Below are 14,428 nucleotides of genomic sequence, written 5' to 3'. Positions count from 1 at the left end.
CTTGCGGCACCGCTAGCTGAATGGAAAGAGGAGGGGGTCAGAAGCGGTTAGGGCGGAAACACTCCGCCGTGACCTGTTTGCGGCATCGTCGAGCAAACGCTTGGCTGGCGGGCTCAATTTTAGACTGGCAGCGGGGGCGATCCTCTTATCCGGGCAACGCTGAATCATCCTCCAAGACACCATGGTTTTGAAGGCGTAGCTGGTCGCCTGATCGATCGTGGTCCGCTTGCCGTGCTGCTCAAACATCCGTCGATGGACCTCTCCTGGCGAGCAAGTCTCCTGCAGGCGAAGCAGCCGCCCCACGTTCTCCACCACCTGTCGGAAATAAGGGTATGCGCTGATCGCGACCGCTTCATAGACGGCTGTTCGGGCGGCTTCGTCACTCGTCGCGACGCTTGCCGCACGCACGGCAAGCTCGCGTGCGCCCTGATCGTCGGGGAACCACATGCGGTTAATGATACCGAGGGTCTTGCGCTGGACCTGGACGCCGGGAATGTCGGCAGCGAGGCGGGCGTGCAAGCCCTCAGCCTGCATCTCGCCACGGACGACGGACGCGGCCAACTCCATCCATTCGGCAGCGACGAAGCGATCCATACCGATCCGGGGTGGTGCGGTGCTCACGTCTTTTCCTTCCTCGAGAGCCTGACGAACGGGACGATGACCTCCTCCAGGGATGTGCCCCCGTGCACGACGGCTCGGCGCCCGTCGGGGATGAACGCCCGTCCATGCGGGGCGAACAGCGGTTTGTAGGTGTCGGGCAGACCACCGGGCTGCAGTATCCGGCTGCCGGCGATCGTGGCGTGCGACTTCTGCCGCAGCGCCTCGCTGTCGTAAATTCGGGCCCGCTCGCCACGCTCCTCCGCGGCGCTGCCTTCCGACGGACGGCCCATGCCGACCACGTCCACGTTGCCGTGGTCCGCGGTGACGTAGATCCGGTAGCCGGCATCGATCAGCGAGGAGACGAGCCGATCCCACTCGCCGAGCCCGAGCCAGTGCTCGACGCGGCCGACCAGCGCCTGCTTGCCGAACAGCTCGCCGTGCAGGAGCTCGTCTACCGTGTCCACCACGAGCCCGATGACCTCGGCACCATCGGCGATCGGGCCGCAGATGACCTCGTCGCAGGAGCCCGGGTGGCCAAGTCCCTTGGCATAGGACACTTGGTTCTCGGCGAGCCCCTCGTTCACCCAGAAGCGCCGCCATGCGGCGGGTTCGGGCGAAGTGCTGCCGATCGTCTTGGCGAAGGCCCGCGGTTGATCGCCGGTGAAGATCGCCTGGCGCGAGACGCCGGTCACCGTCGGTAGCCAGGCGAAGCATGACCGGGAGTCGACGAAGATGTCCGGCCGGTTGGCGCGAAGTCGACGCTCCAGAATAAGCCACTGGTCGAGCGCGATACCGTCGATGACGATCAGCGCCTGCCTCCGCTCACCGGCGCGGCGACGATGCGCCATGTGCGGCGCGATCTGGTGCACGATGGAGGGGGCGGTGGCGTAGCTGTTGAAGCTCAGGCCGTCGAAGCCGCAATCCAGCCAGTCGAACAGCGCGGCGTCGATGGCTGGCGCGATTCCGGCCATCGGATCCGCATCGATGGCGCCGGTGGCCAAGCTCCGCGCAGCATCGACGATCTCGGCGTGGCGTTCCGCGAACCGCAGCCAGTCGCCGTGCGTGGCGCCGTCCTTGGGAATATCCTGTCGCAGCAGGTCGATCCGCTGAGCGGTCAGAGCGCGGGCTGCCTCATCGTCCCGCACCATGCCGACGAGCATCCAGCCCGGGGTCGAGGGCGGGATCAGGTCGACCTTCGCGGGCGCTATGGTGCCATCCAGCACCATGCTGTCGAGGTTCACGCGTATGCCGGGCAGGACGAAGGGGATGACGTCGGCCGGAGGCTCCTCGCCGCATGCCGATGCCCGTGCGAACAGGTTCCAATCCTGTTGGACGCGGTCGATGAAGGTCGCTCGGTCGGAAAGGATCGAGGCCGCCACCTCCACCGACATGTCGTCGGGCCGGCAGGCCCGCTCGGCCACATGGCGGGCGATGGGAAGAGGGAGGGGCGACCCGCGGAAGAAGAGGTCGAACGCCTGCTCCCAGAGATCGGTGGGGCGGCGGAGCAGGTCCGGCACGACGCGGTAGAGGTTGGCCGCAAGGAAGTCCTTCGTCGCGACCGTGCCCATCGTCGGCATGCTCGGCCGGGACGCCGTGACCTGCCATAGGTCGTCGTAGCGTTCGGACCCGACCGCGCGTACCGCGTTCGCGTCCAACGCGCCAAAGAGCTCCGGGATTGACAGCGCATGTACGCGCGCCTCGTTCAGCACGTCCCATGGCACGATGATGCCTGCATCGCCACGGACGTGGACGATGTAGGCGCTGCCCTCAGCCGCATCGCGCATCTCGGTCTCGTAGCGATACCGGAAGGCGAGCGGGTCCCGATAAGTGACGAGCTCGAATCCTCTCTGCGCGAGGATCGGAGCGACCGTAGGGGCGAGCAGGATCTCGTCGGGATCGCTAACGACCCACAGGTTAGCGAACTCGCGCTGGAACGGAGCCGTGACGTGGACGGACAAGGCCGTCATGGCGATCCCACCTCGACGATGGTGACCGGCTCGAGGCTCGGCATCATCGCCGCCGCGTCCTGCAGCTCACCGACGCGTCGCGCGTACTCCTCCTCAAGGCGGCCCAGCCGGGCGCGTCTGACGTTCTCGAGTCCGATCCGGCCTATCGCGCGTCGGCGGGCGTCGAAGGCGGCGGCTATGCGCTGGCGTTCCTGCTCCAGCTGCTGGAGGTGTCCGTCGCGAAGCTCCAGGTAGATCGGCTCAGCCTGCGCCTCGGCAAACCGTTCCAGATTCGCTACCGCGCCGGTAGCGTAGTCGCCGGCTGTCGCGAGTTCGCCTGTGACGATCATGTCCCATAGCCTGCGCGCCGTAGGCGCGAACGCGCGCGCGTTCTGCACGAAGAGCGGCATGTATCGCTGGTCATCACCCCGGACGGTGGTCATCCGGATCCGCCATAGCGACCAGACGCCCTCCACGCCGGCCGGCAGTTGCGGCACCGACACGCGCGGGATCGGGCGACCAGGCGGCTCTGCGGGAAGATCGTTGATCACGCTACGGACGGCATCGTTGTCGAGGGTCAGCCAGGTCGCGTCGGGTGCGGCGTCGAGACCGGAGGCGTCGAAGCATGCTCGATCGACGGTGGAGCCGTTGGGCCAGGCGATCCGCCAGGTCTCTCCATTGCGTCTGGCGTCGCCGCCGGCGTCCACCAGCCCGGCCGTCACCGCCTTCTCGACCCAGAAGTGGATGGGATGCCGGCGCCATCGCTGTGCGGCGCTGGGATCCAGCGGGGCGTGGGATCCGAGAAGCTCGCGCCGTTCGCGGTCGGCGGCGATCCGCGCCCGCAGCTCCTCCAGCGTGGCGTCGGCGCGCTGCTCGACCGCATCGGGCGAGAGGATGCCATCGATGTAGAGACCGTCGAACATCGCCTCCGCCTCGACGGAGTCCATCACGTCGGCCGCCTTGTTGACCCCGAACTCCTCGGCGATTGCCTCCAGCTTCGCCTCCAGCACCTCACGGACGCGGTGCTCGACCGTCTCGCCGAGAACGAAGTTGGTGGCGCGGACCGTGTGCTTCTGCCCGATCCGGTCGACGCGACCGATGCGCTGCTCAATGCGCATGGGGTTCCACGGCATGTCGTAGTTGAACATGACGTGCGCGAACTGGAGGTTCAGGCCCTCGCCACCGGCGTCTGTCGAGATCAGTACCCGTGCCGTTCCGGCGAACGCCTTCTGTGCGGCGACGCGCTCGTCCACCGCCATCTGCCCGTTGAGCGTCGCCACCTCGAACCCGCGCTCGCGCAGCTGAGCGGCGAGCATCGCCTGCGTGGGGACAAACTCAGTGAAGATGAGCACCTTCAGGTCGGGGTCGTCCTCCTCCTGCTGGATCCGGTAGACGTGCTCAAGCAGCGCCTCGACCTTGGCATCCGTCCCTCCGAGCGCCTGCTCGGCCAATCGCAGCAGCGTAGCGACCTCAGCCTTCTCCGACCGCCAGCCGGGCCAGTCCACCAGCTCGTCGAGCTGCGACTGCCCGTCCATGTCCGCCATTTCGGCAACATCGATGTCAGGCGCGAGCGAGAGCTGCGCGGGCGTATCCTCCAGCGCCTGAAGGCGGCGGCCAAGAGTCGCTGCGATCGCGGCGGTGGACGAGGTCACCAGTCGCTGCATGAGGACCATGAGGAAGCCGATGTGGCGCTGCTTGCTCTTCAGCGCCTGATTGTAGCCGTGACGCACATAGTCGGTGACGGCCTCGTAGAGCTGCCGCTGGGCGTCGTGCCTCGGCGCCCAGTCGACGGTGACGAGCCGGGTCTGCCTAGGCTTGAAGAGCGGGTTGCCGTCGTTGTCGATGGCCAGCCGCTTCTCAGTTCTGACGACGTAGGGCGCCACCCGATCGCGTTCGATGCAGTCCTCGCCGGGGAACGCCTCGCGGTCGAGGAGCTGCATCAAGCGCAGGAACTGATCCGACTTTCCCGAATGCGGCGTCGCGGATAGCAGAAGCAGGTTGGGCGTCGCGTCGGCGAGCGCGGCGCCTAGCTTGTAACGGGCGACCTGGTCTGTGCTGCCGCCGAGACGATGCGCCTCGTCGATCACCACCAGGTCCCAGCCAGCCGTGATCAGGTCCTCGAAGCGCCGCTGGTTGTAGGCGGCGATCCGCTCCCAAGACCAGCCGCGGCGCCTCGCGAGCGGCTTCACGCTATCGAGCGGACAGATCACCTGGTCAGCGGCGCGCCAGACGTTGTCGTCGTCCGACCAGCGGGACACCGCGTCGAAGTCGCCGGGGTCGGCGATGCGGAACGTCTCCCCGAAGTGGAGCTGCATCTCCGCCTGCCACTGGGGGGTGAGCCCCTTTGGCGCGACGACGAGGATGCGCTTCGCCAAGCCGCGCAACTTGAGCTCGCGGATGACGAGCCCCGCCTCGATCGTCTTGCCGAGTCCGACCTCGTCCGCGAACAGGTGACGGACGTGTCCCTTCTCCGTGGCGCGCTCCAGCGCGTAGAGCTGGTGCGGCAACGGGGTCACGCTGGAGCGCACGGGCGCGAGCAGGACCTCGGTGGCGAGCGCCTCCTGCACGCGCGCCGCGGCCGCCCGGTGCACGATCGTATTCAGCGTGGGCGCGTGTGCGGCGATCGGCTCGGCCGCGGCTTCATCGATCTGGGAGACCGTGCCGGATGCGGGTGACCACACCCGGAGAGACTGGACGCCCCAGCGGTCCAGCCGCTCGATGACCTGCACGGCGCCTAGGGGAGCGTGCCACAGCCAGTCACCGCGCTGGGCGACCGCCGCGCCCGCCGCGGCGACGGTGCTCACCGCTCGGCCTCTAGGCGCGTCTCCGCCATGCTGTGCAGCATCATCAGGCGCTCGTCCTCCTGCCACACCTCGTCCGGCACCTTGGCCGAAACGTCGATGATGGTCCGGTAGTCCTTGGCAGCCCACGCCGCCTTGAACCCGACCCGCATGACCTCGAGCCGGATCTCCTTCATCTTCTTGCCCTTATGGGCCTTGTAGATGTCGAACTCGCGCAGCAGCGCCTTCTCGCGTCGGGCCTCGACGTCCTGCTGCTTGTTGGGATCCGGCACGAACCACCGGTTTCGAGCCCTCTCGACTAGGCGGGGATCGTCCTTAACGAGATTGCGCAGGTCCTTCCAATTGGACGAAAGATAGGCATGGATCTGGCCCGGCACCGGTCCAGTACCGTCATACATCAAGAAGTTCTGCTCCAGAAGGTCGATCAACTCCGGCTTCAATTCGTGCTTGCGCCATCCAGCGCCGATCTTTTGCGTGAAGTCGTTGGTAATCTCCTGCCTTGAAGAGGGTCGGGCTCGAAGGAAGTCACTCAACCAATCGATCGCGCTTTTCTCATCACTGACAAACAGCTCAATCTGCGACGCTCCGCCTTTTTGAAGCGCAGCTCGGTCATACGTATCGATCTGCTGAGGCAAAAAGATCATGCCATCCCTCGATGGGAAGCGCTCCCTTAGCTCGGTCTGGAAGTCGCCACTGGAGAGAGGGATTGGCACTCCATGTGAGACAAACCAAGCAACCATCCTGTCGAAGATGATTCTGGGATCACGCTCCGGAACAGTGATTATCTGGTCACCCCGGGTGCGTAGGACAGGCAAGTTCTTTAGGTGAGTCGTTACGAAATCCCAGACCGACTGAACGTCGGAACTCCGCTTTTCAAAGCGCTCTTCCAAGCCGCCATTAGGCTTGTACGCCGATATAACGAGATCCTGCTTGACAGAGGTGGGATTAGTTACCGCGTTGAAGCTGCCCTGCTTTTTGTCAAGAGCGGATACATTAGCTACAACAAAGCCAGCTTCTTGAAGAGCGACTTGTATTGCGTTCCAGACACTCGCCCTAGTGTTCGAAAACTCGATCGTTATCCAACGACCGGGTTTCAGGACACGGAATGCTTCTCCAAAAGCAGAGGACATCAACCGTCGGTAGGAGTTAATCGTCTTATCTTGATGGGCGCTTTCGATTGCCTCGTGTTCGTTTGCGGTATGGACCTTTAACCACCCCTCCCAGAGTTGATTTAGATCAGAATATATCAGGTTAGCCCCAAACGGCGGGTCAATGAAGATGTAGTCGATCGATGCGCTAGGAATAGTGGCTAGATGAGTTCCCGACTGAGTTGAAATAATTCCATGGCACTTCGCATGAAGACTTCTCGAGAAGTTCCTGACGCGCTCTCGCGCCTGATCAAGAACGTTCATTTCGACAGATAGGGAGGGAATGTACAGCGTGCCATTAATCACGCCAACAGTAGCGCCTCCAACACCCTTTTTCTCTCCCCCAATCCGACTGGCAGCGATTCTGTGCATCCGGGTCGCCCGGGGCGTCAACGCGCTGAACGAAGCCCATGACCCAAGACCCAGACCGCGCAGTTTCGCGAGGACTTGAAGTGACCTGGCTGTGTAGAAGCTATCGACAGTCTTGTAACCGGCTCTAATCGCCTCGACGCTCTTGTCGCCGGGAACGATAGGATCGGTGGGGACCCAACCACCGAGGGGAAGTCGGCCTACGTGGTCCGAGAGCGCCTGATCGAACTCGTCCGCCTCTTTGGTGTACCTCTTCTTACCATAGGTGTAGTTGACCAGAACTGGCCGTTGCGCCTTGCGCGCGAGGGGCTCTCCTCCGTCAGGAGCTGCGAGCCACGTCTTGACGGACTCAAGATCGCCTTTGCTAAGGTGCTTTTCGCATCGCGGACACGGGAACTCATCTCTGACTTTTCCCTCTTCCTGATCAACAGCGACCGTCCAGAAATCGAAGGTTTCCGCGCATTGCGGGCAGGAGTAGATTTCTGACCAGACTATGTAATTAACGCGTCCATATGCAAAACCGCTAGGGACCTCACCCTCGTCGCGAAGAGCGTGGGCGGCCTTTCGAGCGGAGTCAGGACTTGCTCCATGCAACGTCCGATATAGCCAGCTCAAATCCTCATCGATCATTGCCACACCGGCCTCGACGGCTTGCCAATGTGCCTCAGACTGTGGTGTGTTGTAGGCGTTCGTGATGAAGGTGGCAGCCGGAGACAGATCGAGCAGCACCGGAACCCGCGCGCCCACCTGCGAGCATGGATCGGACGAGCCGTGCTGAAATACTTTTCCTTGCGGGTCGACCTTAAAGCCTAGCTCTTTGATCACCGACGCATCGCCACACAACTGGGAGGCAACGCCTGTCATTCCTGTCCCGCAGAAACTGTCGAGGACCAGATCACCTGGCTTAGTATAATGCAGGATGTAGCGCATGATTGCGCGTGGCGGCACCTTTGTATGGTAGCTATGGAGATTATAGATCGGGTCGTTCTTGCCTTCAGCCACGTCCACGGCAAGAGGAGTGCGGTAGTATGGGTTACCGTCGTCGGGCGCAGCGTTTTCAATCAATTGCGCCATGAATGGGTTTGGACATGCAGTGTAGTACGGAGGATCCGAAAGCTCGACGATTGCGTCGTCGCTTGCCTTGGGGAACCCTGGCGTCGCATGAAATTGCGGGTTAGACAGATGCTCTCGCAGTAGATCTCGGAAGTGCTCACGACGAGCGTTCTCATTCTCGAACGTCAGCCCCAAGCACGAGACCGGCTTTGCTGCCGCCTCAAGGTCCATTCGTTTTTGACCTGGCATTCTCAGTTCGCCCCTTCGACGATAACAAAGCGCACCTTCGCCTCGTCCTTGCCCTTAAGTTCGTCGACCAACAGCTTCTCGAAGCGCTTCCGGATGTCGTCTACAGTCACCGGCGAGCCCCCGCTCGTCAGCGCCGCCCGGAGGTCAGCCGACGTGATCTCCACCTTGGCAAGGTCGGAGAGCGCGTCCCGGATCCCGGCCACGATCTCCCCATCGAGCGGCTCCGGCAGGTCGCCGCCTGCCGCGAATGCCTTGATGCGGTCGCGCACTTTCGCATCGACCAGCTGAAGACCTTCGGCGAGCGTGATGGGATCGTCGAGCTCCTCACGCAGCCGGGTCGTCCACGCCTTCAACAAGGCGTCGAGCTTGTCGTCGAGCGTGGCCAGGACGGAGGACGCCGGTGCCGTCAGCGGCAGCTGGTCGGCTTTCGGCGTAAAGGAGCAGTGTGGGCACGTCGCCCGTGCAGCCAGCTCGCTCTCAACGAGCCCAGAGCACGTCTTCAGGTCGGCCAAGGTATTCCGGAAGCTCTCCAGCTCGTTGACGGGAAGGATAGGCACGCGAGTGAGCTGGTCGAGCGTCTTGAGCCGCTGATCGCTCATCAGCGTCCCCTTGGTCTTGCTCTCGGTGACGCCGAGGCGTGCCTTCGCGTGCAGCGACATGTAGTGGGTGACGTAATCCTTCTTGAGCGTGGCGAGGCGCGTGCGGACCGCGGTCATCGCTGCAGCGTCTAGTACGTCGCCCAGCTGGCCAGCGATCTCGTGCCGGGCCTTGCGGGCCTTCTCGAGCCAGGGATCATCGTCGCGCAGGACAATCTCGGTCTGCTGCAGATAGGTCGCGTCCTTTGCGACACCCTCGATCTGGCCGACCAGCGATGCGACGCGGCGATAGCCGGCGAAGTCGTCGGCCCGCGCGGCGATCTCGGCAGGCGTGGTGCGCAGGTTCTTCAGCTTGGCCGGGCTGTTGTAGGCGGTGTGAGACTCCGCGAACTTTCTTGCGGCATCGATCCGCGTCCTGCCGTCCTGGACCTGCTCCGGCGACATGACGGACGCACCCCAGAAGGATAGCGAGCTCTCTAGGCCCGTTCCCAGAGTGAGCGTGCTGGCGACGACCTTCTCCAGCGCGGCCTGGAGGTTGCGGACCGCGGCGTCGTCGCCCTTGGCCGCCGCCTGCGCCTGTCCGGCCGGGAGCCCGAACAGCTCGTAGAGGTCGCGCAGGACTGTCACGTTGACGTCCTTCGGCGCCTCGACGTGCTTGAACGCCGCCAGTTCCTCGACGAGCGATGCCGAGCCATCGCCGAGGTTCGACGAGTCAATCTTCCTGCCGGCGACGGACACGACCACATCGCCCGAATGGACCAGCGCCGCCAGAACGACGGCGATGAGGTCCGGCTCGAGTCCGAAGCGGCCCGGCGCGAACGACTCCGCCATGGAGGTCGCCTCGAAGATCTCCCCGCGATTGAGCACCTGACCGGCGCCCTTGGCAGAGAGACGTGCGGTGATCTCCTGGGCGTAGGGGGAATGGCGCGGATCGAGCTTCTCGCCGTCGAGCAGCTTCAGCGCATCGAGGATCATGACGGCGTCCTTCGGTCGGGCCGGGCCGGACAGCGCCTTCACGGCGGTCGTGCAGAGCATCCGCCGGTTGGCGTCTGTCACGATCGTGCCGAAGGTCGGGTATTCCGGATACTGCTCGGCAAAGTGTGCCGCGAGCAGGAAGCCGGCCGACGCGTTGATGTATTCGCGGAAGTTGACGGTCTCGTCGCCCTTGATGCCCGCACGCTCGCGCACTGAGAAGCTCTTGGCCCACTCGCCGAGCGTGCGGGTCTTGCCCCGGTAGGTGACGTTGAACGCCGTGGTCTGCTGGTCGCGCAGCCACTTGCGCATGCTCTTGAGTGCGTCTTCGGCCTTGTTGGTGTAGACGGTCTTGGCGTTGCCGCTGTTGAGCCCGGCCAACGCCGAAGCCGACGAGAAGCGCCGCAGGATCGAGGTCAGCGTCTCGTCCTTGCTGGCGAGGCGCAGGAACACCTCGTCGGGCTTCTCCTCGTCCTTGAACTTCGGCGGGTCGTAGGGCTGGACGAAGTAGAGGTAGAAGTCGCGTGCCGGATAGGCGGTCGGCCGGTCATTCGGCGAGCCGAAGAACAGGTAACCGTCGCGGTGGACCCGGCGCTCGAACCACTCCAGCGGATACTGCCAGATCTTGTGGCCCGGCAGGTGCGTCGCCTCGTCGGTCCGCTCCATCAGGTGGGCGATGGCCTGGTAATAAGCGTTGTCGAGATCCTCGTCGTCGAGGCTCTCGCCGCGCTTGTCGATCTCGGCGTCGTAGTCGACGTCCTTGGCGACATCGAGGAAGACCTGGTCGCTACCCGTCGCCCGCGTGATGAACTGCCCGTTCACGGCCTTCATGATGTCGCCGATGGTGGCGTCGATGAAGGTGAGCAGGTCCTGCGCCGGCTCGTCCGAGGGGAACTCGGCCGCCATGGGGTTCATCAGCAGGAGCTGGTCCCGGAGCTCGGCGGAGGTCGGGCCCATTGGCACGTGGATGTCGGGGGTGGTCAGGCGCTGGATCGCCAGACCGTCGATGATCCGGTGCGCGGTCGGGCGGCTCATCGCCTTCCCCTTCGGGAACGCCGTCTCGACCTTCTCCTGCAGGGTTTCGGCGATACGCACGACATCGCGGACGCCGGCCTGCGCGCGGAACGCTGGGTTGGTACGCACGTCGGTCCAGAAGCTGTCGTAGGTGATGACGCCGGGTCCGTCGGTCGGCACGTCCTGGTCCAGCATCCTCCTCATCGTCCCCGACAGCGTCGACAGCGCGTTTCGGTTCTCGGCGAACTCGATCCGCTCGAAGATGGCAAGGTAGTCGGGGTGGACCGGGAAGAGCCGGACGAACTGGTCGAGCTTGTCGCCCATGCTGCCGTAGAACTTGGCGAACGGCTCCAGGTGCTTGCGGATCACCTCGCGCTGGTGCTCGTCCTTGCGGAGCAGCCGCTCGGCGACCACGAAGCCGATGTCCTGACGGTCGATCAGCACCTGCTGGAAGCGATCCTTCACGCGTCGCAGGCTGTCCGCTGTGGAGGCAAAGCGTGCGCTGTCGAATATCGCCTCCTGAACGCCGCCGACGAAGCGGAAGCGGGTGTTCTTGGCGATCTCCCCGATCTCGCGCAGGAAGGACAAGTCGTGGACTAGCTCGGTGTCCTTGCGGGAGCGCAGATAGTCGAGCATCTCGTCGACGACGACGAGCAGCCCTTCACCGGGGAACTTCTGCTCGAAGGCGTCCATCATCTCGATGAGAGCAGTCTTGTTCTGGGTGACCTTGTCCTCGGGCGGGAACTTGAACGTGACACCCCTGGCGGCAAGGAAGCCCTCAAGCTCCTGCACCAGGATGTCCCGCAGCGACATGCGGCTGGAGATCTCGATGCGCAGCACCTGGAACCTTCCGCCGATCGCGGCGGCGGCGGCGCACACCTTCTCGTTACGGACCTCCGGCACCACATCGGCGTCCTCGGCGATGGTGGAGATCACCGACATGAGGTGCGACTTGCCGGTGCCATAGTTGCCGACGACTAGGATTCCCTTGTGGTCGACCGCGGGGTCAAAGCCGAGCTGCGGGAAGATAACGTCGGCGATGCGGTCGGCCATTGCGTCCGATATGACGTAGCTGGCGACCAGACGACGGCCCTCGTCCGCCTTGTTGGCGTCGAGCAGCTGGATGACCGATTCGATCGGCTCGAACTTAACGAGATCGCTGTACTTCATTCGTATGTGCCTTCGTTGGTCGACAGGTCGAGGACCAGCGCGCGTGTCGCGTCCTCATCGAGACATTCGGGATGGTCGGGGTCGGCGTAGCGCAGGCGGCCCTGTTCGAGCCGGCCCGGCCAGGAGGCGCAGATCGCACGCCGTCGAGCGACGCGGCAGAGCACGTCGATGGCGTTGGTCCTGAGCTGCGGCAGCAACAGGATCTGAATGCGGTCGAGCAGAAGGACGGGGGATGCCGGCTCCATCGCGGCGATGATCGCGCCCACGTCCGCCCGTGTGCCGGCCGAATCGATAAGCGTCTGCGCGAGCGCGACGTTGAGGTTGATAGGCAGCACGCCGACGAGCTCCGACAGCGCTGCGAGCGTGACGCGCCGGTCGTTATCGTCACCGGCGAGTAGCACCGGCTTGCCGCCGGACATGCCGGTGACGTCCAGCAGGCGCTTGGCGTCTCGCGCAGCTGCCCGATGATCGATCATGACCGCTCACCGGTGAGCTTCAGCCGTTCGAGTACGACCCTCTCCAATCCGGTGAGCGACTCCCGCTTGCGAACCACGATGGCGAGCAGGCGGAGACCTAGATCCTCTGGGCACGGGTTCGCGGCCGAGATCCAGTATCGCACGGCGCGGTCGGACACCCCGAGGTCGCCGGCGATGGGCGCCTGCCACCGCTCGCCGTAAAGCGCTTCTCCGACCAGACGGAGCAGTTCGAGATGCTCATTATCCCCCATGCTTCCGGGGTTCTAGGAACTGCTCTGCGTTTGGCCAACAACAATCTGCCACGCTGGCTCCGCGCCAGCCAAACACAGCGCCCCATGCAGCCCAGCTGCCAGGCGCGAAGTCAGTTTCGGTTCAGTCCCATCTCGCGGCTTTGAAGCTTCGCTTTCCAGAGTTGCTCGGCAGCGATGATCTCCTCGCCCGTGGCGCTAGATCCGCTCACCTCGAGAATGCTGACTTGATAGTCGCTCGGGTCGCGGCTCTTCAATCCGACGTTCCCGCCGTGACCGTCGCCGGCATAGGTCAGCCAGCGGCCGAAGAACCCGCTCTCGCCGGTCGCCGACCCGACATACTGCTCGCGGGTGCGGGGGCAGGTCAGCAGGTACACCCCGCGCGCGGCCGCCAGCGCCGCGATCCACCCTTTCGGCAGCGCCTCGAGAGTCGACAAGTTGCCGAGGAACCGCACGTAGCCGGGGAATGCCTCCTCCTGAAAGGACCGGCTCAGTTCGAGGATCGGCTTCGACTGACTGCCGGCGCGCTGGATCCAGCTGCGGGTCCCGGCACCCCAGTCGATCGTCACACGGCCGACCAAGTTCTCGAGCGCGGCGATCGAGCGCTGCGCGTAGAGATCAAGCGGCCGCGCGCCGCCTTCCGTGGCGAGCTTGTGACGTAAGGGGTCGACCAGATCGTCAGGAGCGTCCCCGATCAGCGACACCTCATACAAGCCGACGAACAGCGTCGCGGCCGCAGGCGTCACAACAAAGCTCGCCCAGTAGCTGCCGGCGAGGCGCGGCCGGTTCTGTGCCGTCTGCAGGCTCTGGTAGGTCAGGAAGCCCGCTCGATCGTCGCGCCACAGCGAGTAAGGCGTGCGGCCCGCGCCCGCCTGGGTCTGATGCCGGAGGAGCCGGACCTCAGCCGGCGCAACGCCGGCGTCGTCCAGCAGGGCATTGAACCTCAGCGCCATGCGTTGAAGATCACGAGCAGGGTTGTGGCAGCGCCGGTCGGCCGAGCGTCAGTAATCGAGATTGCGACGCTCCATCTCATCGGCGGCGACGTCGGCGATCGGCCCCCGACCTTCCTCCCGCTCGTACAGGGCGATCACGTCACGGTCGCTAAGCGATTGGATCCGTTCGCACCATTGCTCCGCGGAGAGTTGCTCGATGTCGGTCATCATGCGACCATATCTCCCCGACCGCACAGGTAAACTGGAAACGGCCGATCAGCACCATGTATCCCCTTTCGCAGACCCTCGCGCGCGAGCGCATGCTCTATCCCTCGCCGATGATCGCCGCGCCGAGCGTAATGTTGATCGACATGCCCGTCCGACACCGCGGGGCGGGGCTGGCACTCGGCCGCTACTATGCAATCATCCTGGAAACCGACGAGGAACGCGCCGAGCTGGACCGCTTTCTCGACGAGCCACGCTCAGCCGTGGTCGCGCCTGACCTCCTCGATCGACGCCCGTCGGCAATGGTCGCCGACAACGTCCTGATCTCCCGCTACGAGCCGCCGGAGGAGGGGTGGCCTTGGGTGCTGGTCTGCCGCTGGCCGGAGCCATATTCGCGCGTCGCGAGGGACACGCCCGGCTGCGACATGGCGCGGGGTTGCTATACGATGGAGGTCTTTGAGCATCCCGGCGACGTCGAGGACCACAGCATTGCGCTGCTTGAGCAGCTCGGCGCACATGGGGAGCTGTCGATACGCATGCTCACTCCACAATCGCTCAGCACTTTCGGGACCGCCTGAAAGGGCCTGATCTGCAGAAGCGCTCAGGCAAAGATGTTGTGCGGCCTGCAT

General features: G+C 64.4%; 10 protein-coding genes. 1 reads left to right on the top strand and 9 read right to left on the bottom strand.

Going from position 1 to position 14,428, the window contains the following annotated elements:
- Nucleotides 1-12 precede the first annotated feature (12 nt).
- The 9 genes from AC1GI4_RS17705 to AC1GI4_RS17665 all read right to left on the bottom strand — a co-directional run bounded on the left by AC1GI4_RS17705 (nt 13) and on the right by AC1GI4_RS17665 (nt 13,805).
- Nucleotides 13-621 (bottom strand): hypothetical protein, encoded by a 609-nt coding sequence (locus tag AC1GI4_RS17705; protein WP_170172220.1) that lies wholly within the window; start codon nt 619-621, stop codon nt 13-15.
- Nucleotides 618-2,567, bottom strand: a complete 1,950-nt coding sequence (gene pglZ, locus AC1GI4_RS17700) for a BREX-3 system phosphatase PglZ (protein ID WP_170172221.1) — start codon at nt 2,565-2,567, stop codon at nt 618-620. The genes AC1GI4_RS17705 and pglZ overlap by 4 nt, the downstream gene beginning before the upstream one ends.
- Nucleotides 2,564-5,350: a DEAD/DEAH box helicase gene (locus AC1GI4_RS17695; RefSeq protein WP_206379102.1), complete on the bottom strand. Its 2,787-nt coding sequence runs from the start codon at nt 5,348-5,350 to the stop codon at nt 2,564-2,566. Before AC1GI4_RS17695 ends, pglZ begins: the two co-directional genes overlap by 4 nt.
- On the bottom strand, nt 5,347-7,938 hold the full coding sequence (locus AC1GI4_RS17690; protein WP_479630452.1) for a DNA methyltransferase: 2,592 nt from the start codon (nt 7,936-7,938) through the stop codon (nt 5,347-5,349). The genes AC1GI4_RS17695 and AC1GI4_RS17690 overlap by 4 nt, the downstream gene beginning before the upstream one ends.
- Nucleotides 7,939-8,168: 230 nt before the next feature.
- Nucleotides 8,169-11,918, bottom strand: a complete 3,750-nt coding sequence (locus AC1GI4_RS17685) for a DUF6079 family protein (protein ID WP_479630450.1) — start codon at nt 11,916-11,918, stop codon at nt 8,169-8,171.
- A complete protein-coding gene (gene brxF, locus AC1GI4_RS17680) occupies nt 11,915-12,394 on the bottom strand; it encodes a BREX-3 system P-loop-containing protein BrxF (RefSeq protein WP_170172273.1) in 480 nt (159 codons plus the stop codon). The genes AC1GI4_RS17685 and brxF overlap by 4 nt, the downstream gene beginning before the upstream one ends.
- A complete protein-coding gene (locus tag AC1GI4_RS17675) occupies nt 12,391-12,645 on the bottom strand; it encodes a hypothetical protein (protein WP_206379119.1) in 255 nt (84 codons plus the stop codon). Before AC1GI4_RS17675 ends, brxF begins: the two co-directional genes overlap by 4 nt.
- Before the next feature lie 110 nt (nt 12,646-12,755).
- Nucleotides 12,756-13,595, bottom strand: a complete 840-nt coding sequence (locus AC1GI4_RS17670) for a GIY-YIG nuclease family protein (RefSeq protein ID WP_170172274.1) — start codon at nt 13,593-13,595, stop codon at nt 12,756-12,758.
- A 48-nt stretch (nt 13,596-13,643) separates the two neighbouring features.
- Nucleotides 13,644-13,805 (bottom strand): hypothetical protein, encoded by a 162-nt coding sequence (locus tag AC1GI4_RS17665; protein ID WP_170172275.1) that lies wholly within the window; start codon nt 13,803-13,805, stop codon nt 13,644-13,646.
- A 53-nt stretch (nt 13,806-13,858) separates the two neighbouring features.
- Between AC1GI4_RS17665 and AC1GI4_RS17660 the strand changes: the two genes are divergently transcribed.
- Nucleotides 13,859-14,377, top strand: a complete 519-nt coding sequence (locus AC1GI4_RS17660) for a hypothetical protein (RefSeq protein WP_170172276.1) — start codon at nt 13,859-13,861, stop codon at nt 14,375-14,377.
- Nucleotides 14,378-14,428: the final 51 nt, after the last annotated feature.

It is taken from the genome of Sphingomonas sp. 77B (genome assembly GCF_056497825.1).
Note: the sequence above shows the minus strand (reverse complement) of the source record. Positions and strands in the feature narration are given on the sequence as shown.

Coding starts and splice junctions, on each gene's coding strand:
- brxF (WP_170172273.1), bottom strand. CDS start 12,394: ATGATCGATCATCGGGCAGCTGCGCGAGACGCCAAGCGCCTGCTGGAC.
- AC1GI4_RS17685 (WP_479630450.1), bottom strand. CDS start 11,918: ATGAAGTACAGCGATCTCGTTAAGTTCGAGCCGATCGAATCGGTCATC.
- AC1GI4_RS17660 (WP_170172276.1), top strand. CDS start 13,859: ATGTATCCCCTTTCGCAGACCCTCGCGCGCGAGCGCATGCTCTATCCC.
- AC1GI4_RS17670 (WP_170172274.1), bottom strand. CDS start 13,595: ATGGCGCTGAGGTTCAATGCCCTGCTGGACGACGCCGGCGTTGCGCCG.
- AC1GI4_RS17675 (WP_206379119.1), bottom strand. CDS start 12,645: ATGGGGGATAATGAGCATCTCGAACTGCTCCGTCTGGTCGGAGAAGCG.
- AC1GI4_RS17690 (WP_479630452.1), bottom strand. CDS start 7,938: ATGGCGCAATTGATTGAAAACGCTGCGCCCGACGACGGTAACCCATAC.
- pglZ (WP_170172221.1), bottom strand. CDS start 2,567: ATGACGGCCTTGTCCGTCCACGTCACGGCTCCGTTCCAGCGCGAGTTC.
- AC1GI4_RS17665 (WP_170172275.1), bottom strand. CDS start 13,805: ATGATGACCGACATCGAGCAACTCTCCGCGGAGCAATGGTGCGAACGG.